Here is a 23,179-nt window from a genome sequence, read left to right on the forward strand (position 1 = left end):
TGCTTTTTAATCCATATTACTGGATTTTTGTTAAGCCGTTTAACGGCGTTCCAGGGGCAGGAATAAAGGATATTCAGGAGAAAATGTGCGCTATATCCGACAGTTATGCTGTGTAAGCTTACTCTGCTTAAGCGGATCTGCCTTCGCCGCGAACGTCCGTCTACAGGTCGAAGGGTTATCGGGACAACTGGAAAAGAACGTTCGTGCACAGCTTTCAACAATTGAAAGTGATGAAGTGACGCCAGACCGTCGCTTTCGCGCACGCGTCGATGATGCCATCCGCGAAGGTCTGAAAGCGCTGGGTTATTACCAGCCGACCATTGAATTTGATCTCCGTCCACCGCCAAAGAAAGGGCGGCAGGTATTGATCGCCAAAGTCACGCCAGGCGTGCCGGTGTTAATTGGCGGCACCGATGTGGTATTGCGCGGCGGCGCGCGGACCGATAAAGACTATTTGAAATTGCTCGATACTCGCCCGGCTATTGGTACGGTACTGAACCAGGGCGATTATGAAAATTTCAAAAAGTCCTTAACCAGCATTGCGTTGCGTAAAGGTTATTTCGATAGCGAATTTACCAAAGCGCAGCTGGGCATTGCGCTTGGCCTGCATAAAGCCTTCTGGGATATTGATTATAACAGTGGCGAACGTTATCGCTTTGGGCATGTGACCTTTGAAGGATCACAAATCCGCGATGAATACTTGCAAAATCTGGTGCCGTTTAAAGAGGGCGATGAGTACGAGTCGAAAGATCTCGCGGAACTGAACCGCCGACTTTCTGCTACCGGCTGGTTTAACTCGGTGGTGGTGGCACCACAATTTGATAAAGCGCGCGAAACGAAAGTATTACCGTTGACGGGCGTGGTTTCGCCGCGCACAGAAAACACCATCGAAACCGGTGTCGGTTACTCTACGGACGTGGGACCGCGCGTGAAAGCGACGTGGAAAAAGCCGTGGATGAACTCATACGGTCACAGTTTGACCACCAGTACCAGTATTTCCGCGCCAGAACAGATCCTCGACTTCAGCTATAAAATGCCGCTGCTGAAGAACCCGCTGGAACAATATTATTTGGTGCAGGGCGGTTTTAAGCGCACTGACCTGAACGATACCGAGTCTGACTCCACGACGCTGGTGGCTTCTCGCTACTGGGATCTTTCCAGCGGCTGGCAGCGTGCCATTAACCTGCGCTGGAGTCTCGACCACTTTACCCAGGGTGAAATTACCAACACCACGATGCTGTTTTATCCGGGGGTGATGATTAGCCGCACGCGTTCTCGTGGTGGCCTGATGCCAACCTGGGGCGACTCGCAACGTTACTCTATCGACTACTCCAACACGGCCTGGGGCTCGGATGTCGATTTCTCCGTTTTCCAGGCGCAGAACGTCTGGATCCGCACACTGTACGATCGCCATCGTTTTGTGACACGCGGCACGCTGGGCTGGATTGAAACGGGTGATTTCGACAAAGTACCGCCGGATCTGCGTTTCTTCGCCGGGGGCGACCGCAGTATTCGTGGCTACAAATACAAATCTATCGCCCCGAAATACGCCAACGGTGACCTGAAAGGGGCATCGAAGTTGATAACCGGATCGCTGGAGTACCAGTACAACGTGACCGGAAAATGGTGGGGCGCGGTGTTTGTCGATAGTGGCGAAGCGGTAAGCGATATTCGCCGCAGCGACTTTAAAACCGGTACCGGGGTTGGCGTGCGCTGGGAATCGCCGGTCGGGCCAATCAAACTCGATTTTGCCGTACCGGTCGCGGATAAAGACGAACACGGGTTACAGTTTTACATCGGTCTGGGGCCAGAATTATGAGTTTATGGAAAAAAATCAGCCTCGGCGTGGTTATCGTTATCTTACTGTTGCTGGGATCGGTGGCGTTTCTGGTGGGCACCACCAGCGGCCTGCATCTGGTATTTAAAGCGGCGGATCGCTGGGTGCCAGGACTGGATATTGGCAAGGTCACCGGCGGCTGGCGCGATCTCACCTTGTCTGACGTTCGTTATGAGCAGCCAGGCGTGGCGGTAAAAGCGGGCAATCTCCATCTGGCGGTCGTGCTTGAGTGCCTGTGGAACAGTAGCGTTTGTATTAATGACCTGGCGCTGAAAGACATTCAGGTCAACATCGACAGTAAAAAAATGCCCCCTTCTGAACAGGTTGAAGAAGAGGAAGATAGCGGGCCGCTGGATCTCTCCACGCCCTATCCCATCACCCTGACGCGGGTGGCGCTGGACAACGTCAACATCAAGATTGATGACACCACGGTGTCGGTGATGGACTTCACCTCCGGCCTGAACTGGCAGGAGAAAACCCTGACCCTGAAACCGACATCACTGAAAGGTTTATTGATTGCTCTGCCGAAAGTGGCGGAAGTAGCGCAGGAAGAGGTCGTCGAACCGAAGATTGAAAATCCGCAGCCGGATGAAAAACCGCTCGGCGAAACGCTGAAAGATCTCTTTTCTCGCCCGGTATTGCCGGAAATGACTGACGTGCATTTGCCGCTCAACCTGAATATTGAAGAGTTTAAGGGCGAGCAGTTGCGCGTGACAGGCGACACGGACATCACCGTGAGCACCATGCTGCTGAAAGTGAGCAGCATCGACGGTAATACCAAACTGGACGCCCTGGATATCGATTCCAATCAAGGGATCGTCAACGCCAGCGGCACGGCGCAGCTATCAGACAACTGGCCGGTGGATATCACCCTCAACAGCACACTGAACGTGGAGCCGCTGAAAGGCGAAAAGGTGAAGCTGAAAGTGGGTGGTGCGCTGCGCGAACAGCTGGAGATAGGCGTTAACCTTTCTGGCCCGGTAGATATGGATCTGCGCGCCCAGACGCGGCTGGCAGAAGCTGGATTGCCGCTCAACGTGGAAGTGAACAGCAAACAGCTTTACTGGCCGTTCACTGGTGAGAAGCAGTATCAGGCGGATGATCTGAAACTGAAACTCACCGGTAAAATGACCGATTACACGCTCTCTATGCGCACGGCAGTGAAGGGACAGGAGATCCCGCCAGCCACCATTACCCTTGATGCCAAAGGTAATGAACAGCAGGTCAATCTCGACAAACTCACCGTCGCGGCGCTGGAAGGGAAAACTGAACTCAAGGCGCTACTCGACTGGCAGCAGGCAATTAGCTGGCGCGGTGAGTTAACGCTTAATGGCATTAACACCGCGAAAGAGTTCCCGGAGTGGCCGTCGAAACTCAATGGTTTGATTAAAACGCGCGGTAGTCTGTATGGCGGCACCTGGCAGATGGAGGTGCCGGAGTTGAAGCTGACCGGTAACGTCAAACAGAACAAAGTGAATGTTGACGGTACACTAAAAGGCAACAGTTACATGCAGTGGACCATCCCTGGGTTGCATCTGGAACTGGGGCCAAACAGTGCCGAAGTGAAAGGTGAACTGGGTGTAAAAGATCTCAATCTTGATGCCACCATCAACGCGCCGGGGCTGGATAATGCGCTACCAGGACTGGGTGGTACAGCGAAAGGGTTGGTGAAAGTACGCGGCACAGTGGAAGCACCGCAGCTGCTGGCCGATATCACCGCACGCGGTCTGCGCTGGCAGGAACTTTCCGTGGCGCAGGTTCGTGTGGAAGGCGATATCAAATCCACCGACCAGATTGCGGGTAAACTTGACGTGCGCGTTGAGCAAATCTCGCAGCCGGATGTAAATATCAACCTCGTCACCCTCAATGCCAAAGGCAGCGAAAAGCAGCACGAGCTACAGTTGCGGATTCAGGGCGAACCGGTTTCCGGGCAGCTTAATCTGGCAGGAAGTTTTGATCGCAAAGAAGAACGCTGGAAGGGAACACTTAGCAATACCCGCTTCCAGACGCCAGTCGGCCCGTGGTCGCTGACCCGCGATATTGCGCTGGATTATCGCAACAAGGAGCAAAAAATCAGCATCGGGCCACACTGCTGGCTTAACCCGAATGCAGAACTGTGCGTGCCACAAACCATTGATGCCGGGGCTGAAGGGCGTGCGGTGGTGAATCTCAACCGCTTCGACCTGGCGATGCTGAAACCGTTTATGCCAGAAACCACACAGGCCAGCGGTATCTTCACGGGTAAAGCGGATGTCGCATGGGACACCACTAAAGAAGGGCTGCCACAGGGGAGTATCACCCTTTCGGGGCGTAACGTGCAGGTAACGCAAACCGTCAACGATGCGGCGCTGCCCGTGGCGTTTCAGACGCTGAATCTGACAGCGGAGTTGCGTAACAACCGTGCCGAACTGGGCTGGACCATCCGCCTGACCAATAACGGCCAGTTTGATGGGCAGGTGCAGGTGACCGATCCGCAAGGCCGCCGTAATCTTGGTGGCAACGTTAATATCCGTAACTTCAACCTTGCGATGATAAATCCCATCTTTACCCGTGGGGAAAAAGCAGCGGGGATGGTGAGTGCTAACTTACGTCTGGGTGGTGATGTGCAAAGCCCGCAGTTGTTTGGTCAGCTCCAGGTTACGGGTGTGGATATCGACGGCAACTTTATGCCGTTTGATATGCAGCCGAGCCAGCTTGCGGTTAATTTTAACGGTATGCGCTCGACGCTTGCCGGTACTGTGCGGACCCAACAGGGAGAAATCTACCTGAGTGGTGACGCCGACTGGAGCCAGATTGAAAACTGGCGGGCGAGGGTAACCGCGAAAGGCAGTAAGGTACGGATCACCGTGCCGCCGATGGTACGAATGGATGTATCCCCAGATGTTGTATTCGAGGCTACACCAAACCTGTTTACCCTCGATGGTCGCGTGGATGTCCCGTGGGCGCGCATCGTGGTGCACGATCTGCCGGAAAGTGCAGTAGGCGTCTCCAGCGATGTGGTGATGCTTAACGATAACCTGCAACCGGAAGAGCCGAAAACGGCGTCGATTCCGATTAACAGCAACCTGATTGTCCACGTTGGCAACAATGTGCGCATTGACGCCTTTGGCCTGAAAGCGCGGCTGACGGGCGATCTTAACGTCGTACAGGATAAACAAGGGCTGGGCCTGAACGGGCAGATCAACATCCCTGAAGGGCGCTTCCATGCCTATGGTCAGGATCTGATCGTTCGCAAAGGCGAGTTGCTGTTCTCTGGTCCGCCGGATCAACCATATCTTAATATCGAAGCCATTCGTAACCCGGATGCTACAGAAGACGACGTAATCGCCGGAGTTCGCGTCACTGGTCTGGCAGACGAACCGAAAGCGGAGATCTTCTCTGACCCGGCGATGTCGCAACAGGCCGCGCTTTCCTACCTGCTACGTGGACAAGGGTTGGAGAGCGATCAGAGTGACAGTGCGGCGATGACCTCAATGCTGATTGGTCTGGGGGTTGCACAAAGTGGTCAGATTGTGGGTAAAATCGGCGAGACGTTTGGCGTAAGCAATTTAGCGCTCGACACAGAGGGAGTAGGCGACTCCTCCCAGGTGGTGGTCAGCGGCTATGTATTGCCAGGTCTGCAAGTGAAATACGGCGTGGGTATATTTGACTCAATAGCAACACTCACGTTACGTTATCGCCTGATGCCTAAGCTATATCTGGAAGCCGTGTCTGGTGTAGATCAGGCACTGGATTTGCTCTATCAGTTCGAGTTTTAGCAATGCGAATATTTGTCTACGGCAGTTTACGCCACAAACAAGGCAACAGTCACTGGATGACCAATGCCCAGTTACTGGGCGATTTCAGTATCGATAACTACCAGTTGTATAGCCTGGGCCACTATCCAGGCGCAGTTCCGGGGAACGGAACAGTACACGGTGAAGTTTATCGTATTGACAACGCCACGCTGGCCGAACTTGATGCCTTGCGCACCAGGGGCGGTGAATACGCGCGCCAGTTGATTCAGACGCCGTACGGGAGTGCATGGATGTACGTTTATCAACGACCCGTCGATGGATTAAAGCTAATTGAAAGCGGCGACTGGTTAGACAGGGATAAGTAATAATAAAAGCACGCCACCTTCGGGTGGCGTTGTTTTATGCGATGTATCTCGCGATTTTTTTTGTAACTTCCCTATCTTTAGCTTTTCTCTCCGAGCCGCTTTCCATATCCGTAAACGCATAAAAAACTCTGCTGGCGTTCACAATTACGTAGGGGTAAAACGGGGGCATGCTTTGAACGGTGAGAATGAGTGAGGTCGGCTAATTTCCAGCAAGCGGCTATGAACAGCAAAATGGTGGTCGTGTTTGCTTGTTCTTACCGTTCAAGCCTTGCAAGCGCTGAGAATAATGATAGGGGAATAGAGAGTTTATTTATCGCGGGCATAAAAAACCCTTACTAACCGAAGCCCGGCGTTCAGGGTTATGGCACTAGAAGAACTTATTTATTCTTTGCGCGCTCGAAGGAGGCAACGATTTCAGCTTTAGCGGCTTCTGCGTTTTCCCAGCCTTCAACTTTCACCCACTTGCCTTTTTCGAGGTCTTTGTAGTGCTCGAAGAAGTGAGCGATCTGTGCTTTCAGCAGTTCAGGCAGATCGTTAACGTCTTTGATGTGATCGTATTCTTTGCTCAGCTTGGTGTGCGGAACAGCAATCAGTTTCGCATCTTCACCAGCTTCGTCGGTCATTTTCAGAACGCCAACCGGACGGCAGCGAATCACAGAACCTGGCTGCAGCGGGTACGGAGTCGGGACCAGTACGTCAACCGGGTCACCGTCCAGAGACAGGGTGTGGTTGATGTAACCGTAGTTGCACGGATAGAACATCGCGGTGGACATGAAGCGGTCAACGAACAGTGCGCCGCTCTCTTTGTCGATTTCGTATTTGATCGGATCTGCGTTAGCCGGGATCTCAATAACAACGTAGATGTCTTCCGGCAGATCTTTACCCGCAGGGACGTTGAGTAAGCTCATGTCTGTTTCCTTTAAAAATATGTGGCAAACAAGTGCCGAGTATTATAGCCAACTCGCGCCGAATGTCTTCGCTTGTTTTCGTCTTCATTTTCCTTTTTCGCCAGTTTTAAGAAGGTTTACAGAGCAGGAAAATCCATAACCGTAGCCGCATTTTTCATAGTGAGATGAAAGCGATTACAAACTTGTGATTAACGTTTTATTTACTTTTTTGAAGTGTGATGTAACGCAATCCGTTACATAACGAATTGTCTATAGTTTTTTCGCGAACATCTTTTCACCAATAATAATTACCCCGACGAGGACAACCCTATGTGGAAACGCTTACTTGTAGTCTCTGCAGTCTCGGCAGCCATGTCGTCTATGGCGTTGGCTGCTCCATTAACCGTTGGATTTTCGCAGGTCGGATCGGAATCCGGCTGGCGCGCCGCTGAAACCAATGTGGCGAAAAGTGAAGCCGAAAAGCGCGGAATTACGTTGAAAATTGCCGATGGTCAGCAAAAGCAGGAAAACCAGATTAAAGCGGTACGTTCCTTCGTCGCGCAAGGGGTGGATGCGATCTTTATCGCTCCGGTGGTAGCGACCGGTTGGGAGCCGGTATTAAAAGAGGCGAAAGATGCCGAAATCCCGGTCTTCTTGCTTGACCGTTCCATCGATGTGAAAGACAAATCTCTCTATATGACCACCGTCACTGCCGACAACATCCTCGAAGGCAAATTGATCGGTGACTGGCTGGTAAAAGAAGTGAATGGCAAACCATGCAACGTGGTGGAGCTGCAGGGCACCGTTGGGGCCAGCGTCGCCATTGACCGTAAGAAAGGCTTTGCCGAAGCCATTAAGAATGCGCCAAATATCAAAATTATCCGCTCGCAGTCAGGTGACTTCACCCGCAGCAAAGGCAAAGAAGTGATGGAGAGCTTTATCAAAGCGGAAAACAACGGCAAAAACATCTGCATGGTTTACGCCCATAACGATGACATGGTGATTGGTGCAATTCAGGCAATTAAAGAAGCGGGCCTGAAACCGGGCAAAGATATCCTGACAGGCTCTATCGACGGCGTGCCGGACATCTACAAAGCGATGATTGATGGCGAAGCGAACGCCAGCGTTGAACTAACGCCGAATATGGCAGGCCCTGCTTTTGACGCGCTGGAGAAATATAAAAAAGACGGCACCATGCCTGAAAAGCTGACGCTGACCAAGTCCACCCTTTACCTGCCTGATACCGCAAAAGAAGAGTTAGAGAAGAAGAAAAACATGGGGTATTGAGGGGCATCAATGCCTGATGCCGACTTGTGGGCCGCCGGATAAGGCGTGTATGCCGCATCCGGCGGTTGTGCGAGATGCCTGATGCGACGCTCTTGTGTCTTATCTGGCGCACGCTTTACAACGGGGGAAACTATGAATACTAACCAGCACCAGGAAATCCTCCGCACCGAAGGATTAAGTAAATTTTTCCCCGGCGTCAAAGCGTTAGACAACGTTGATTTCAGCCTGCGCCGTGGCGAAATTATGGCGCTGCTCGGTGAAAACGGAGCAGGTAAATCAACGCTAATCAAAGCATTAACCGGTGTCTACCACGCCGATCGTGGCACCATCTGGCTGGAAGGCCAGACTATCTCACCGAAAAATACCGCCCACGCACAACAACTCGGCATCGGCACAGTCTATCAGGAAGTCAACCTGCTACCCAATATGTCGGTCGCTGATAATCTATTCATAGGTCGCGAACCCAAACGTTTCGGCCTTCTACGCCGTAAAGAGATGGAAAAGCGCGCCACCGAACTGATGGCATCTTACGGTTTCTCCCTCGACGTGCGGGAACCGCTCAACCGCTTTTCAGTCGCGATGCAGCAAATCGTCGCCATTTGCCGGGCCATCGATCTCTCCGCCAAAGTGCTGATCCTCGATGAACCCACCGCCAGCCTCGACACTCAGGAAGTAGAGTTACTGTTTGGCCTGATGCGTCAGTTGCGCGATCGCGGCGTCAGCCTGATCTTCGTTACTCACTTTCTCGATCAGGTCTATCAGGTCAGCGATCGGATCACCGTCTTACGCAACGGCAGTTTCGTAGGTTGTCGGGAAACCCGCGAGCTACCGCAGATCGAACTGGTAAAAATGATGCTGGGGCGCGAGCTGGACACCCACGCGCTACAGCGTGCCGGACGAACATTGCTGAGCGACAAACCCGTTGCCGCGTTCAAAAATTACGGCAAAAAAGGAACGATCGCACCGTTTGATCTCGAAGTACGCCCCGGCGAGATCGTTGGCCTGGCAGGCTTGCTGGGATCAGGACGTACCGAAACCGCCGAAGTGATCTTCGGGATCAAACCTGCTGACAGCGGCACGGCGTTGATCAAAGGCAAACAGCAAACCCTGCGATCGCCACATCAGGCTTCGGTACTGGGTATCGGCTTCTGCCCGGAAGACAGGAAAACCGATGGCATCATCGCCGCCGCCTCGGTGCGGGAAAATATTATCCTCGCTCTCCAGGCCCAGCGCGGCTGGCTACGACCGATTTCTCGCAAAGAACAACAAGAGATTGCCGAACGCTTTATCCGCCAGCTTGGCATTCGCACACCTTCAACTGAACAGCCGATTGAGTTTCTCTCCGGTGGCAATCAGCAAAAAGTGCTGCTCTCACGCTGGCTACTGACCCGACCGCAATTTCTGATCCTCGATGAGCCAACGCGCGGCATTGACGTTGGTGCGCATGCCGAGATCATCCGCCTGATTGAAACGCTGTGCGCTGATGGTCTGGCGCTGCTGGTGATCTCCTCTGAACTGGAAGAGCTGGTGGGCTATGCCGATCGGGTGATTATCATGCGCGATCGCAAACAGGTGGCGGAGATCCCGCTGGCAGAGCTTTCCGTTCCGGCGATCATGAACGCCATTGCGGCGTAAGGAGAACAGTGTGATGCCTCAATCTCTCCCTGACACTACGCCGCCGAAAAGGCGCTTTCGCTGGCCAACAGGAATGCCGCAGCTGGCGGCGCTATTGCTGGTGTTGCTGGTCGATAGCCTGGTGGCCCCGCATTTCTGGCAGGTGGTGCTTCAGGATGGGCGTTTGTTCGGTAGCCCTATCGACATTCTTAATCGCGCCGCCCCCGTTGCGCTACTGGCGATTGGCATGACGCTGGTTATCGCCACCGGTGGTATCGATCTCTCCGTAGGGGCGGTGATGGCTATCGCCGGAGCCACAACGGCTGCGATGACGGTCGCGGGATTCAGCCTGCCAATTGTTTTGTTAAGCGCCCTGGGCACTGGCATCCTGGCGGGATTGTGGAACGGCATACTGGTAGCGATCCTCAAAATTCAGCCGTTTGTCGCCACCCTGATCCTGATGGTCGCCGGGCGCGGCGTGGCGCAACTGATCACCTCCGGGCAGATCGTCACGTTTAACTCGCCGGATCTCTCATGGTTTGGCAGTGGATCGCTGTTGTTCCTGCCAACGCCAGTCATTATTGCGGTGCTGACGCTTCTTCTGTTCTGGCTGTTGACCCGCAAAACGGCACTGGGGATGTTTATCGAAGCTGTTGGTATCAACATTCGGGCGGCAAAAAATGCCGGAGTCAACACGCGGATCATCGTCATGCTCACCTACGTGTTGAGCGGGCTATGTGCGGCGATTGCGGGCATTATCGTGGCGGCGGATATTCGCGGTGCCGATGCCAATAACGCCGGGTTATGGCTGGAACTGGACGCCATTCTTGCGGTGGTGATTGGCGGTGGATCGCTGATGGGCGGGCGCTTTAACCTGCTGCTCTCAGTAGTGGGTGCGCTGATTATTCAGGGAATGAACACCGGGATCTTGCTTTCGGGCTTTCCGCCAGAGATGAACCAGGTAGTGAAAGCAGTGGTGGTGCTTTGCGTGCTGATTGTTCAGTCGCAACGCTTTATCAGTCTGATTAAAGGAGTGCGTAGCCGTGATAAAACGTAACCTGCCGCTTATGATCACCATCGGCGTCTTTGTGTTGGGCTATCTCTACTGCCTGACGCAGTTCCCCGGTTTTGCTTCCACAAGAGTGATCTGCAATATCCTGACCGATAACGCCTTTCTGGGGATTATTGCCGTCGGCATGACCTTTGTGATCCTCTCCGGAGGGATCGATCTCTCCGTCGGTTCGGTGATCGCCTTTACTGGGGTGTTTCTGGCAAAGGTGATTGGCGATTTCGGCCTCTCGCCGCTGCTGGCGTTTCCACTGGTGCTGGTGATGGGCTGTGCCTTCGGCGCATTTATGGGGCTTCTGATTGACGCCCTGAAGATCCCGGCGTTTATCATTACCCTGGCAGGAATGTTCTTTTTGCGCGGCGTCAGCTATCTCGTTTCGGAAGAATCGATCCCGATAAACCATCCTGTTTATGACACGCTCTCAAGCCTTGCATGGAAAATCCCTGGTGGCGGTCGCTTAAGTGCGATGGGGCTACTGATGCTGGCGGTGGTGGTTATCGGCATATTCCTCGCGCATCGTACCCGTTTTGGTAATCAGGTATACGCCATTGGCGGCAACGCAACGTCGGCGAACCTGATGGGGGTTTCCACTCGCAGCACCACTATTCGCATTTATATGCTCTCCACCGGACTGGCAACACTGGCGGGGATTGTTTTCTCGATTTATACCCAAGCCGGATATGCGCTGGCGGGCGTAGGTGTGGAACTGGACGCTATCGCCTCAGTGGTGATTGGCGGTACACTTTTGAGCGGTGGCGTTGGAACGGTATTAGGGACGCTTTTTGGCGTGGCGATTCAGGGGCTAATTCAGACTTACATAAACTTTGATGGCACGCTGAGTTCCTGGTGGACGAAAATCGCCATCGGCATTTTGCTGTTCATTTTTATTGCCTTACAGCGTGGATTAACGGTGCTGTGGGAGAATCGCCAGAGTTCGCCAGTAATGAGAGTGAGTCCGGAAATTAGACTAAAAGAATAAATTTTACTGATATATAAGGATATTTTTATGTGGGTGAAGGACGGCGAAGAATTACAAACAACATGTAAAAACTGTGGTGTGGCTGTTTTACCACCTGACGATTATTGTAAAAGTTGTGCGGATAAAAAGCTTACAGGGATTGGCGGCTGGCTATTTCTGCCGGCAATTGGTTTAGTGCTTGGTATTCTTGCGAACGCGTATTCAATTATCCATACTTGGGGGCTTACTCGCGTAATTTACGAAGAACCGCTCAGGACGGCACTTTATCTGGAAACCGCCGGATTTGCCGTTTTGTTTCTGCTGTTGATTTATACTACTTATTTGTTTTTTAACAAAAAACGCCAGCTTCCACAGTATTATATTGCCCTTCTTCTGTCACTGTTTGCATTCATTGTGGCTGATATTTGGGGGACAATGCACTTTCTTAATGCCTCATTTGAATTGACAGATGCATGGGAGCTTCTGAAAAGTATCATCCATCTTGCAATCTGGATCCCCTATTTTTGCGTATCTAAACGAGTCAAATTAACCTTTGTTAATTGATAATTGAAAACGCCGGACTGCTCCGGCGTTAACTCATTTACGCGTCCGGGAACTCACGGATAAAGCGTTCGACATCTTCAACCATATGGTCATTGCCGACAAAGAACGAACGACGCTGGTGCAGGGTTTCCGGGATGATATCCAGAATACGCTCTTTGCCATCGCTCGCTTTACCGCCCGCTTGTTCCGCCAGGAATGCCATCGGGTTGCACTCATACAGCAAACGCAGTTTACCGTCCGGGTGGCTGGCGGTGCTTGGGTAGAGATAAATCCCACCTTTCAGCAGGTTACGGTGGAAATCTGCGACCAGTGAACCGATATAACGTGAGGTATATGGACGGTTGGTGGACTTATCTTCTTCCTGGCAGAATTTAATGTACTTCTTCACCCCGTTCGGAAACTTAATGTAATTCCCTTCGTTGATGGAGTAGGTTTTGCCTTTCTCCGGGAAGCGCATCCGTTCCTGGCACAGGCAGAAAACGCCAAGCGAAGGATCGTAAGTAAAGGCGTGAACACCGCATCCGGTGGTGTAAACCAACATGGTAGAGGAGCCGTATACCACGTAACCTGCCGCAACCTGTTTGTTACCAGGCTGGAGGAAGTCTTCTTCCGTTACCGGCGTACCGACAGGGGTAACACGGCGGTAGATGGAGAAAATGGTACCGACAGAGACGTTAACATCGATGTTGGACGAGCCATCCAGTGGGTCCATCAGCACCACGTATTTTGCGTGTTCACAGCCTTCAAAGACGACAATCTCATCTTCTTCTTCAGAGGCAATGCCCGCAACGATATCGCGTGCTTTCAGTGCGGCTTTCAGTTTTTCATTAGCGAACAAGTCGAGTTTCTGCTGAACCTCGCCCTGTACGTTCTCAGCACCGCTGGCACCCAGGATATCAACCAGTCCTGCTTTGTTGATATCGCGATGGATAATCTTGGCGCCCAGTTTTATTGCCGACAGCAAAGCAGTGAGCTCACCGGTAGCATGAGAAAACTCGTGCTGCTTTTCGACAATAAATTCACCTAACGTTTTCATAAAACTTTCCCTGCAATGTTTATGGAGTAAAGCGACCGCAACAATCTTAACAAATAATCTCAATGTCGCGCTCAGGTGAATCGCGCCAGCAAATTACGGATTATCCTGAAATGCGTTTCTCACTTGCCCGACATATGCGTAAAATGAGCGGCAGATTAAAAAAGGATAGTGACGTATGCGCATTCATATTTTAGGAATTTGTGGCACGTTTATGGGCGGTCTGGCGATGCTGGCGCGCCAGTTAGGCCATGAAGTAACGGGTTCGGACGCCAATGTGTATCCGCCGATGAGCACCTTACTTGAGAAGCAAGGCATTGAACTGATTCAGGGTTACGATGCCAGCCAGCTCGACCCGCAGCCGGATCTGGTGATCATTGGCAACGCCATGACCCGTGGAAATCCGTGTGTGGAAGCGGTACTGGAAAAAAACATCCCTTATATGTCTGGCCCGCAGTGGCTGCACGATTTTGTGCTGCGTGACCGCTGGGTGTTGGCCGTTGCCGGTACACACGGCAAAACCACCACCGCGGGAATGGCGACCTGGATTCTGGAACAGTGTGGCTATAAACCGGGTTTTGTGATCGGCGGTGTTCCGGGGAACTTTGACGTTTCGGCACGTTTAGGCGAAAGCGACTTCTTTGTTATCGAAGCGGATGAGTATGACTGCGCCTTCTTCGACAAACGCTCTAAATTTGTCCATTACTGCCCGCGTACGCTGATCCTCAACAACCTTGAGTTCGATCATGCCGATATCTTTGACGACCTGAAAGCGATCCAGAAACAGTTCCACCATCTGGTGCGTATCGTTCCGGGGCAGGGGCGTATTATCTGGCCGGAAAACGACATCAACCTGAAACAGACCATGGCGATGGGCTGCTGGAGCGAGCAGGAGCTGGTGGGCGAGCAGGGGCACTGGCAGGCGAAAAAGCTGACCACTGACGCTTCCGAATGGGAAGTCTTGCTGGATGGCGAAAAAGTGGGCGAAGTGAAATGGTCGCTGGTGGGCGAACATAATATGCACAACGGCCTGATGGCGATTGCGGCGGCCCGTCATGTTGGCGTAGCGCCGGCAGATGCTGCTAACGCGCTGGGTTCGTTTATTAACGCTCGTCGTCGTCTGGAGTTGCGCGGAGAAGCAAATGGCGTGACGGTGTATGACGATTTTGCCCATCACCCGACGGCGATTCTGGCAACGCTGGCTGCGCTGCGCGGCAAAGTTGGCGGAACGGCGCGCATTATTGCCGTGCTGGAACCGCGCTCAAACACCATGAAAATGGGGATCTGCAAAGACGATTTGGCACCTTCATTAGGTCGTGCCGATGAAGTCTTCCTGCTGCAACCGGCGCATATTCCGTGGCAGGTCGCAGAAGTGGCAGAAGCCTGCGTTCAGCCTGCACACTGGAGTGGCGATGTGGATACGCTGGCAGATATGGTGGTGAAAACCGCTCAGCCTGGCGACCATATTCTGGTGATGAGCAACGGCGGTTTTGGTGGAATTCATCAGAAACTGCTGGATGGGCTAGCGAAGAAAGCGGAAGCCGCGCAGTAATTCGGCCTCAGCCTGATATAGTGTGTGTAGGCCGGATAAGGCGTTCACGCCGCATCCGGCATTTGAGCATAGTGCCTGATGCGACGCTTGATGCGTCTTATCAGGCCTACAGGTGCACCGCATCCGGCAAACCATACTCACATCAACAACGAAAATTACCCTTCGTTTTCCGCTAACTCACGCAGATACTGGAAAATCTGGCGCGCGGATTTCGGCGGCTTATTCCCTTCTTTCTCTTTCTTCGCGTTGCGGATCAGAGTACGCAGTTGCTGACGATCGGCATCGGGCCACAGATTCAATACTTCAGCGATGGCGTCATCACCTTGCTCGATCAGACGATCGCGCAGGTTTTCCAGTTTATGGAACAACACCACTTGCTGGTTGTGGCGGTTTTTCAGCTTATCCAGCGCCTGACGGATCGGTTCTACGTCGCGCTGGCGCAGCATCTTACCGATGAGCTGCAACTGGCGGCGGCGACCTTCCATCTTAATACGCTGGGCGAGCTCAATAGCCGCACGCAGATCCGCGTCTAACGGGATCTTATCCAGTGCGTTTTTCCCCAGATCAACAATTTCTGCGCCAAGGCGTTTTAGCTCCTCGGCATCACGTTTAATTTCACTTTTACTGACCCAGATAATTTCATCGTCTTCGTCTTCGATGTCATCACCGGGAACGTCGTCGAGCCAGTCTTCGGGCTGCTTAGTCATCTCAGGCTCCTTAAAAAAAGAGGCTAATGTTACCAGTTAAGATGCGCACTGAAAAACGGTTCTCTGTTAGACTTCAGAGAAACTCTCTACATTATGGCACTTGCAATGAAAGTAATCTCTCAAGTTGAAGCGCAGCGCAAGATTCTGGAAGAAGCAGTTTCCACTGCGCTGGAGTTGGCCTCAGGCAAATCGGACGGTGCGGAAGTTGCCGTCAGCAAGACCACCGGCATTAGCGTTAGCACGCGATATGGCGAAGTGGAGAATGTCGAATTCAATAGCGATGGCGCGCTGGGGATCACTGTTTATCACCAGAACCGTAAAGGTAGCGCATCGTCTACCGATTTAAGCCCGCAGGCCATTGCCCGCACCGTACAGGCAGCGCTGGATATTGCTCGTTACACTTCGCCAGATCCCTGTGCCGGCGTGGCAGACAAAGAGTTGCTGGCCTTTGACGCGCCGGATCTCGACTTGTTTCACCCTGCGGAAGTTTCCCCGGATGAAGCTATTGAACTGGCTGCTCGCGCAGAACAGGCAGCATTACAGGCGGATAAACGCATCACCAATACCGAAGGCGGCAGTTTTAACAGCCACTACGGCGTAAAAGTTTTTGGCAACAGCCACGGCATGTTGCAGGGTTATTGCTCAACGCGTCATTCACTCTCAAGCTGCGTAATTGCCGAAGAAAATGGCGATATGGAGCGTGATTACGCCTACACCATTGGTCGCGCGATGAGCGATCTGCAGACGCCAGAGTGGGTCGGGGCCGACTGTGCTCGCCGTACTTTATCGCGCCTGTCACCGCGTAAACTTTCCACCATGAAAGCGCCGGTAATTTTTGCCAATGAAGTGGCAACCGGACTTTTTGGGCATCTGGTTGGGGCGATAGCGGGTGGATCGGTTTACCGTAAATCCACCTTCCTGCTGGATTCGCTGGGTAAACAAATTCTACCGGATTGGCTGACTATTGAAGAGCATCCGCATTTGCTGAAAGGGCTGGCATCGACGCCATTCGACAGCGAAGGTGTGCGCACCGAGCGTCGCGATATTATTAAAGATGGCATTCTGACCCAGTGGCTGCTGACCAGCTATTCCGCACGCAAACTGGGGCTGAAAAGCACCGGACATGCAGGCGGTATTCATAACTGGCGAATTGCCGGGCAAGGGCTAAGCTTCGAACAAATGCTCAAAGAGATGGGCACCGGGCTGGTGGTGACGGAGCTGATGGGCCAGGGAGTGAGTGCCATTACCGGTGATTATTCCCGTGGTGCTGCGGGCTTCTGGGTAGAGAATGGCGAAATTCAGTATCCGGTTAGCGAAATCACCATCGCAGGTAATTTAAAAGATATGTGGCGCAATATTGTCACCGTCGGTAACGATATTGAAACACGCAGCAATATACAGTGTGGTTCTGTGCTGTTGCCGGAGATGAAAATCGCCGGGCAGTAAAAAAGCTGGCGCGACCTGCCGCGCCATAAACTAAAAAATTACACAAAATCATTCGCGCTGCATCGAGACGGAAAGTGAATGAGAGCCGGGGAGCGTACTCGTAGTACGTGACCCGGTCGAATGAGCGTAGCCGTCGATGAGGCAGTGTGAAGGATGAAGTGTAAATAAAAAAGGAAGTGAGCAATGCGCAAAAGCCTGTTAGCTATTCTTGCAGTCTCCTCGTTGGTATTCAGTTCGGCGTCGTTTGCCGCTGATCTTGAAGACAATATGGAAACCCTCAACGACAATTTAAAAGTGGTCGAAAAAGCCGATAACGCGGCGCAAGTCAAAGACGCGTTAACCAAAATGCGCGCAGCGGCGCTGGATGCGCAAAAAGCAACGCCGCCGAAGCTCGAAGGCAAATCGCCAGACAGCCCGGAGATGAAAGACTTCCGCCACGGTTTCGACATTCTGGTCGGTCAGATTGATGACGCGCTGAAGCTGACTAATGAAGGTAAAGTAAAAGAAGCGCAGGCTGCCGCAGAGCAACTGAAAACGACCCGCAACGCCTATCACCAGAAGTATCGTTAATTCCTTATTGGGCGGTGAAACGTTACCGCCCAACGCTTTCTTACCCTTCGTAAAATCACCGCAATATCTATCTTCACTACGGCATATTCCTGCGTGTCGTCCTCATTTTTGCGAGGCGTTTTCCAGAAATGAATGTAATGCATATGTAATGCTATAATGCATTACACTTTTCATAATTACCGGAGGCATAATGGCCACACTTAACGTCCGCCTGGATGACAAACTGAAAAATGAGGCTTATGCGGTGCTGGAAAAATTAAATATCACGCCTACTAAAGCAGTGCGGCTGCTGTTTCAGTACGTTGCGGAAAATGGACGAATGCCGGTAAAAACGCTCACTGTCAGTGATAGTGAAGAAGCCTTGTTACGCACTGTCAGGGAACGACTGGCCAACCCACAGGAGGCCATTAAGGTCCGACTGGATGAACTATGAACTGGCTTTTGATCCGCGGGCGCTGAAGGAGTGGCAAAAACTGGGCGTGAAAGTCCGGGAACAATTTAAAAAATGCTTGGGGATGTGCTGAAAAGGCCGCGCAATCCATCGGCTAAACTACGGGATTTGCCGGACTGCTACAAAATTAAGCTTCGCACACTGGGATATCGCCGGGTCTATCAGGTCAATGATAAAGAGTTGCTCGTGTTGGTGATAGCTATTGGTAAGAGAGAGAACTCAGCCGTTTATGAAGACGCGACAAAACGGCTGGATGAGTGACTAACGCAAATGATGCACCACCTGATTGCTGCTGCCGCGCCAGATCAGGGAAGGGTCTTTTAGATCCTGCATAAATTTGCCGTCGACCAGCACGTTAATCAAATCAACAACCTGCATTTGCGCAGCGTTGAGTTCGTCGAGTTTATAGCCTGTCCACACCCAGATGTCTTTACCCGGACATTCGGCGCGGATGCGTTGTACCAGTTTCAGAATATCCGGCACGTTTTGCGGATGCAGCGGATCGCCGCCGGAGAGGGAAATACCCTGGCGTTTGATGCGGGTGTCGTTCAGATCGTTAATGATCTGGTCTTCCATTGCTTTGGTAAATGGCTGACCGGAATTTACTCGCCAGGTGCTTTTGTTATAGCAACCGGGGCATTCATGAACACACCCGGAGACAAACAGGGTGCAGCGAGTGCCGGGGCCGTTGACGATGTCGACAGGATAGTACTGATGATAATTCATTATTTCGCCTGGCTTATCAGTCCGCGTGTAGGCTGTATCAGGCAATCAACGCCTGATGCGACGCTGTTGCGTCTTATCAGGCCTGGAGCCGTTGCCAAATGTAGGCCGGATAAGGCGTTTACGCCGCATCCGGCATTTGCTTAGCAGAGTGAAGATTAACCGATCTGCCCATTTCCCAAATGTTTAACGCGGCGCTTAACTTCTTCCTGCTTACCAGCGTTAAACGGACGCGCATCCGGGCTACCTAAATATCCGCACACGCGGCGAGTCACCGACACACGGGAGGCGTCATGGTTACCACATTTCGGGCAGGTGAAGCCTTTACTGGTGCACTCAAACTCACCGGTAAAACCACACTCGTAACACTCATCAATCGGCGTATTGGTGCCGTAATACGGTACATGCTGATAGCTGTAATCCCAGACATCTTCCAGCGCCTTCAGGTTGTGCTGAATGTTTGGATATTCGCCGTAGCAAATGAAGCCACCGTTCGCCAGCGGCGGGTAAGGCGCTTCAAAGTCGATCTTGTCGTACGGGTTCACCTTCTTCTCCACATCGAGGTGGAAACTGTTGGTGTAGTAACCTTTATCAGTCACGCCCGGCACCACGCCAAACTCCGCGGTATCGAGGCGGCAGAAGCGGTCGCAAAGGTTTTCACTTGGTGTGCTGTAGAGACTGAAACCGTAACCCGTTTCTTCTTTCCACTGATCCACTGCCTGACGCAGACGTTCAACAATGGCGATACCTTTCGCGCGCAGCTGCTCGTTGTCATACACATGCTCGCCGCCAAACAGCGCGTTGATGGTTTCGTGGATGCCGATGTAACCCAGCGAAATAGACGCACGACCGTTTTTGAAGATTTCAGAAACGTCGTCGTCAGCATTCAGACGAACGCCACAAGCACCTTCCATATAGAGGATCGGGGCCACGCGCGCTTTAACGCCTTCGAGACGAGCGATACGGGTCATCAGCGCCTTACGTGCCAGCACCAGACGTTCATCCAGCAGCTTCCAGAAGGTGGCTTCATCGCCTTTCGCTTCCAGAGCAATGCGCGGCAGGTTCAGGCTGATCACGCCGAGGTTGTTACGACCATCGTGGATCTGTTCGCCGTTTTCATTTTCCCACACGCCGAGGAAGCTGCGGCAGCCCATCGGGGTTTTAAACGAACCGGTGACTTTCACTACCTGATCGTAGTTCAGGATATCCGGATACATGCGCTTGCTTGCACACTCCAGCGCCAGCTGTTTGATATCGTAGTTCGGATCGCCTTTTTTATGGTTCAGGCCATCGCGAATCGCAAACACCAGTTTCGGGAACACCGCAGTTTTGCGGTTTTTACCCAGGCCAGCGATACGGTTACGCAGGATAGACTCCTGAATCAGGCGAGACTCCCAGCTGGTGCCCAGACCAAAACCAAAGGTCACAAACGGTGTTTGACCGTTGGCGGTGTGCAGGGTGTTTACTTCGTACTCCAGCGACTGGAAGGCATCGTAGCACTCTTTGATGGTACGAGAGTTAGCGTAACCTTCGGCGTCCGGGATGTTCCACTCTTCTGCGGTCTTGCGGTGTTTGTTGTAGCTGGCGGTGACAAACGGTGCCAGCACTTCATCGATACGGTTAATGGTGGTGCCGCCATAAATATGACTGGCGACCTGAGCAATAATCTGCGCAGTTACCGCGGTTGCCGTAGAGATCGACTTCGGTGGTTCAATCTCGGCGTTACCCATCTTAAAGCCCTGGGTCAGCATACCTTTCAGGTCGATCAACATGCAGTTGAACATCGGGAAGAACGGCGAGTAATCGAGATCGTGATAGTGAATATCGCCACGCTCATGCGCCTGCACCACGTCACGCGGCAGCAGGTGCTGACGTGCATAGTGTTTAGCCACAATCCCGGCCAGCAGGTCGCGCTGGGTTGGAATCACCTTGCTGTCTTTGTTGGCGTTTTCGTTGAGCAACGAGGCGTTGGTCTGCTCGACCAGACCACGGATCTCCTGATTCAGGCGACCGCGTTTTTCACGTTCAATGTCGCGATCGTGACGGTACTCGATGTAAGCACGAGCCAGTTGTTTGTATGGACCCGACATCAGCTGGTTTTCAACGGCGGTCTGGATCTCGTTGATATCCACCTGGCTGCGGCCCTGCATCTGCTCGCTGACAACCGCGGCAACAGTGGCGCAATAATCTGCATCATCGACTTCCGCTGCTTTAGCTGCACGCAGAATCGCTTCTTTGATGCGCTCTGATTTAAACGGCACTTTGCAGCCGTCTCGTTTCATCACATGCGGTGTCATGATCGCTCCATATTTTTAAGAACAGGTTATCCACAGAAATTGGGAAAGGCGTTTTCCGGTTTTTTCGTTTCGTTTTCCGGTGCTTTCCGCAATCGCCATCCGCTTATCCACAACGCCGCACCTTTTTCGTGGGGAGCTGTAGTAGCAATTATAGTCGATTAATACAACATATTGGGTCGGGACGCATTTTAAAGTCTATATATAGTGCTTTGCATCAAGGATGTTTGAACTTTTTTTGATGTAGCTCAAAGTAAAAAGCAGAGCGTACGGATGACGGGCGCTACAGCGTTATGTAAATTTTTTAATGAATTTGTTGATTATAAAATCAACAAAAACAACATACTGAAAGGCAAAACCCCGGAATGACCAGTATTAGCGGGGCTTAGCGGATACTTACTTCTGTAACCACCAGACGGCCTCAAAAGGCCGTAAAGTCATGGCACAGGGTTGTGCTGAGGCTTCTTCGTAGTTATGCATCACAAGCTGCCAGTTTCCTCGCATTTGCCCTGGCTGCCAGGGTTGGATCTCACGGCTAAGGTTGGCAATGACCAGCAAGGTTTGCCCCTTCCATTCACGGCGATAGCACCACAATACAGGGCTGTCTGGCAGCAGATCCTGGTAATTGCCCCATGTCAGGACGGCTTCTTGCTTACGCAGTGCGATTAACTTTTGGTAGGTATAAAACACCGAGGACTCATCGGCCAGCGCAGCTTCTACGTTGATTTCTTGATAGTTATCGCCCAGGCCAATCCACGGTTCACCCGTTGTAAACCCGGCATTATCGCCGTTGCTCCATTGCATTGGCGTGCGACTATTGTCACGGGATTTACTGGCGAGGATTGCCAATAACTCCTCGGCGTCACGCCCATCGTTGCGCAGTTCGGCAAACATATTGAGGCTCTCCACGTCGCGATAGTCAGTAATGCGCGTGAAATGTGGATTAGTCATGCCAATCTCTTCGCCCTGATAGATATATGGCGTTCCCTGCATGCCATGCAGCACCATCGCCAGCATTTTTGCCGCAGGTTCGCGGTAGTCCCCTTCATCACCAAAACGAGAAACAATGCGCGGCTGATCGTGGTTACACCAGAACAAGGCATTCCATGCCACGTTGTGCATTCCTTGTTGCCAGTGGCGGAACAATGCTTTCAACGCCACAAAGTCAGGTTTAGCCAGCGTCCATTTTTCACCACCGGGATAATCGACCTTCAGGTGATGAAAATTAAAGGTCATCGACAATTCACTGCCTGTTAGTGCCGCGTATCGCTGGCAATGCTCAAGGCTGGTGGAGGACATTTCACCCACGGTCATTAAACCGCGAGGCGTAAACACATCGCGGTTCATCTCGTGCAAAAACTCGTGTGCTCGTGGCCCGTCGGTGTAGAAGCGACGCCCGTCGCCATCCAGGTCATTAGGAAAACGCGGATCTTTAGAGATCAAATTCACTACATCCAGGCGTAACCCGTCGACCCCGCGATCGGCCCAGAACTCACAGACTTTTTTCAGTTCTGCGCGTACCGCCGGATTCTCCCAGTTGAGATCCGCCTGTTCTGGTGCAAAGAGATGCAAATAGTACTGTTCGCTTTCTGCATGCCAGCGCCACGCACTACCGCCAAATTTTGAACGCCAGTTATTCGGTGGCGTTTCTGGTTCACCATCGCGCCAGATATAAAACTGGCGGTAAGGGCTTTCTTTGCTCAGCGCCTCGCGAAACCAGGCATGTTGGGTAGAGGTATGGTTAAACACCATATCGAGAATGATACGAATGCCGCGTGATTTCGCCTGCGTCACCATTTCGTCAAAATCGTCCAGCGTACCGTAAGTGGGATCTATCGCCGTATAGTTCGCTACGTCGTATCCGTTATCGACCTGGGGAGAGACATAAAAGGGGGTTAGCCAGATAGCATCGACGCCCAGTTTATGCAGATAGTCCAGGCGTTGGATAACGCCACGTAAATCACCGGTGCCGCTACCCGTGGTGTCCTGAAAACTCTTGGGATAAATCTGGTAGATAACGCCGTTTTGCCACCAGTGGGGAAGATTCGTCATTACGTTATTCCTGCAAATGCGAGGGGGCGCAAT

Annotated in this window: 18 protein-coding genes and 1 pseudogene; 13 read left to right on the forward strand and 6 right to left on the reverse strand. The window is 52.3% G+C overall.

All coding sequences use genetic code 11. The features are described from left to right. The first annotated feature begins 85 nt into the window (after nucleotides 1–85). Genes tamA through FQZ95_RS10140 form a run of 3 tightly spaced genes read left to right on the forward strand, consistent with a single transcriptional unit; the run spans nucleotide 86 to nucleotide 5,939 of the window. On the forward strand, nucleotides 86–1,819 hold the full coding sequence (gene tamA / locus FQZ95_RS10130; RefSeq protein WP_001269295.1) for an autotransporter assembly complex protein TamA: 1,734 nt from the start codon (nucleotides 86–88) through the stop codon (nucleotides 1,817–1,819). Beyond that, nucleotides 1,816–5,595, forward strand: coding sequence for an autotransporter assembly complex protein TamB (gene tamB, locus FQZ95_RS10135; RefSeq protein WP_088541510.1), 3,780 nt, complete (start codon nucleotides 1,816–1,818; stop codon nucleotides 5,593–5,595). The genes tamA and tamB overlap by 4 nt, the downstream gene beginning before the upstream one ends. A gap of 2 nt (nucleotides 5,596–5,597) precedes the next feature. After that, on the forward strand, nucleotides 5,598–5,939 hold the full coding sequence (locus tag FQZ95_RS10140; protein WP_001219160.1) for a gamma-glutamylcyclotransferase family protein: 342 nt from the start codon (nucleotides 5,598–5,600) through the stop codon (nucleotides 5,937–5,939). Between the two features lie 377 nt (nucleotides 5,940–6,316). Here FQZ95_RS10140 and ppa read toward each other — a convergent pair whose 3' ends face one another. Then, nucleotides 6,317–6,847 (reverse strand): inorganic diphosphatase, encoded by a 531-nt coding sequence (gene ppa / locus FQZ95_RS10145; protein WP_000055072.1) that lies wholly within the window; start codon nucleotides 6,845–6,847, stop codon nucleotides 6,317–6,319. A gap of 309 nt (nucleotides 6,848–7,156) precedes the next feature. On the opposite strand from ppa, the gene ytfQ reads away from it, so the two are divergent. From ytfQ to FQZ95_RS10170, 5 genes are all read left to right on the forward strand, one after another. Then, nucleotides 7,157–8,113: a galactofuranose ABC transporter substrate-binding protein YtfQ gene (ytfQ, locus tag FQZ95_RS10150; RefSeq protein WP_000265933.1), complete on the forward strand. Its 957-nt coding sequence runs from the start codon at nucleotides 7,157–7,159 to the stop codon at nucleotides 8,111–8,113. Nucleotides 8,114–8,245: 132 nt separating this feature from the next. After that, nucleotides 8,246–9,748, forward strand: coding sequence for a galactofuranose ABC transporter, ATP-binding protein YtfR (ytfR, locus tag FQZ95_RS10155; RefSeq protein WP_032185771.1), 1,503 nt, complete (start codon nucleotides 8,246–8,248; stop codon nucleotides 9,746–9,748). 13 nt (nucleotides 9,749–9,761) lie between these two features. Next, the gene (gene ytfT, locus FQZ95_RS10160) at nucleotides 9,762–10,784 is read left to right on the forward strand and encodes a galactofuranose ABC transporter, ATP-binding protein YtfT (RefSeq protein ID WP_001383778.1); all 1,023 of its coding nucleotides are present in this window, start codon (nucleotides 9,762–9,764) and stop codon (nucleotides 10,782–10,784) included. After that, on the forward strand, nucleotides 10,771–11,775 hold the full coding sequence (yjfF, locus tag FQZ95_RS10165; RefSeq protein WP_039021189.1) for a galactofuranose ABC transporter, permease protein YjfF: 1,005 nt from the start codon (nucleotides 10,771–10,773) through the stop codon (nucleotides 11,773–11,775). Before ytfT ends, yjfF begins: the two co-directional genes overlap by 14 nt. A gap of 27 nt (nucleotides 11,776–11,802) precedes the next feature. Continuing rightward, nucleotides 11,803–12,318, forward strand: coding sequence for a DUF2569 domain-containing protein (locus tag FQZ95_RS10170; RefSeq protein ID WP_074501146.1), 516 nt, complete (start codon nucleotides 11,803–11,805; stop codon nucleotides 12,316–12,318). Nucleotides 12,319–12,355: 37 nt separating this feature from the next. Here the strand turns inward: FQZ95_RS10170 and fbp are convergent, their stop codons facing one another. Beyond that, nucleotides 12,356–13,354 carry a class 1 fructose-bisphosphatase gene (gene fbp / locus FQZ95_RS10175; RefSeq protein WP_000853753.1) on the reverse strand — a complete coding sequence of 333 codons (999 nt, stop codon included), beginning with the start codon at nucleotides 13,352–13,354 and terminating at the stop codon, nucleotides 12,356–12,358. Nucleotides 13,355–13,529: 175 nt separating this feature from the next. Between fbp and mpl the strand changes: the two genes are divergently transcribed. After that, a complete protein-coding gene (mpl, locus tag FQZ95_RS10180) occupies nucleotides 13,530–14,903 on the forward strand; it encodes a UDP-N-acetylmuramate:L-alanyl-gamma-D-glutamyl-meso-diaminopimelate ligase (protein WP_001219783.1) in 1,374 nt (457 codons plus the stop codon). Nucleotides 14,904–15,058: 155 nt separating this feature from the next. Here mpl and yjgA read toward each other — a convergent pair whose 3' ends face one another. After that, nucleotides 15,059–15,610: a ribosome biogenesis factor YjgA gene (yjgA, locus tag FQZ95_RS10185; RefSeq protein ID WP_000166277.1), complete on the reverse strand. Its 552-nt coding sequence runs from the start codon at nucleotides 15,608–15,610 to the stop codon at nucleotides 15,059–15,061. A gap of 93 nt (nucleotides 15,611–15,703) precedes the next feature. On the opposite strand from yjgA, the gene pmbA reads away from it, so the two are divergent. The 4 genes and pseudogenes from pmbA to FQZ95_RS10205 all read left to right on the forward strand — a co-directional run bounded on the left by pmbA (nucleotide 15,704) and on the right by FQZ95_RS10205 (nucleotide 18,338). Then, nucleotides 15,704–17,056, forward strand: a complete 1,353-nt coding sequence (pmbA, locus tag FQZ95_RS10190; RefSeq protein ID WP_001162171.1) for a metalloprotease PmbA — start codon at nucleotides 15,704–15,706, stop codon at nucleotides 17,054–17,056. Between the two features lie 183 nt (nucleotides 17,057–17,239). Further along, entirely contained in the window at nucleotides 17,240–17,626 is a 387-nt protein-coding gene (gene cybC, locus FQZ95_RS10195) for a cytochrome b562 (protein ID WP_160530148.1), read from the forward strand. A 190-nt stretch (nucleotides 17,627–17,816) separates the two neighbouring features. Continuing rightward, nucleotides 17,817–18,059, forward strand: coding sequence for a type II toxin-antitoxin system RelB/DinJ family antitoxin (locus FQZ95_RS10200; RefSeq protein WP_160530149.1), 243 nt, complete (start codon nucleotides 17,817–17,819; stop codon nucleotides 18,057–18,059). After that, nucleotides 18,049–18,338, forward strand: a pseudogene (locus tag FQZ95_RS10205) (type II toxin-antitoxin system RelE family toxin). The gene FQZ95_RS10200 and the pseudogene FQZ95_RS10205 overlap by 11 nt, the downstream one beginning before the upstream one ends. Here FQZ95_RS10205 and nrdG read toward each other — a convergent pair. From nrdG to treC, 3 genes are all read right to left on the reverse strand, one after another. Continuing rightward, nucleotides 18,339–18,803 (reverse strand): anaerobic ribonucleoside-triphosphate reductase-activating protein, encoded by a 465-nt coding sequence (nrdG, locus tag FQZ95_RS10210; RefSeq protein WP_001106232.1) that lies wholly within the window; start codon nucleotides 18,801–18,803, stop codon nucleotides 18,339–18,341. Between the two features lie 155 nt (nucleotides 18,804–18,958). Then, the gene (gene nrdD, locus FQZ95_RS10215; protein ID WP_000187805.1) at nucleotides 18,959–21,097 is read right to left on the reverse strand and encodes an anaerobic ribonucleoside-triphosphate reductase; all 2,139 of its coding nucleotides are present in this window, start codon (nucleotides 21,095–21,097) and stop codon (nucleotides 18,959–18,961) included. Between the two features lie 393 nt (nucleotides 21,098–21,490). Beyond that, on the reverse strand, nucleotides 21,491–23,146 hold the full coding sequence (gene treC / locus FQZ95_RS10220) for an alpha,alpha-phosphotrehalase (RefSeq protein WP_160530150.1): 1,656 nt from the start codon (nucleotides 23,144–23,146) through the stop codon (nucleotides 21,491–21,493). Between the last annotated feature and the right edge of the window lie 33 nt (nucleotides 23,147–23,179).

It is taken from the genome of Escherichia sp. HH41S, assembly GCF_009820115.1.
GTDB classification, from domain to species: Bacteria; Pseudomonadota; Gammaproteobacteria; order Enterobacterales; family Enterobacteriaceae; genus Escherichia; species Escherichia coli_F.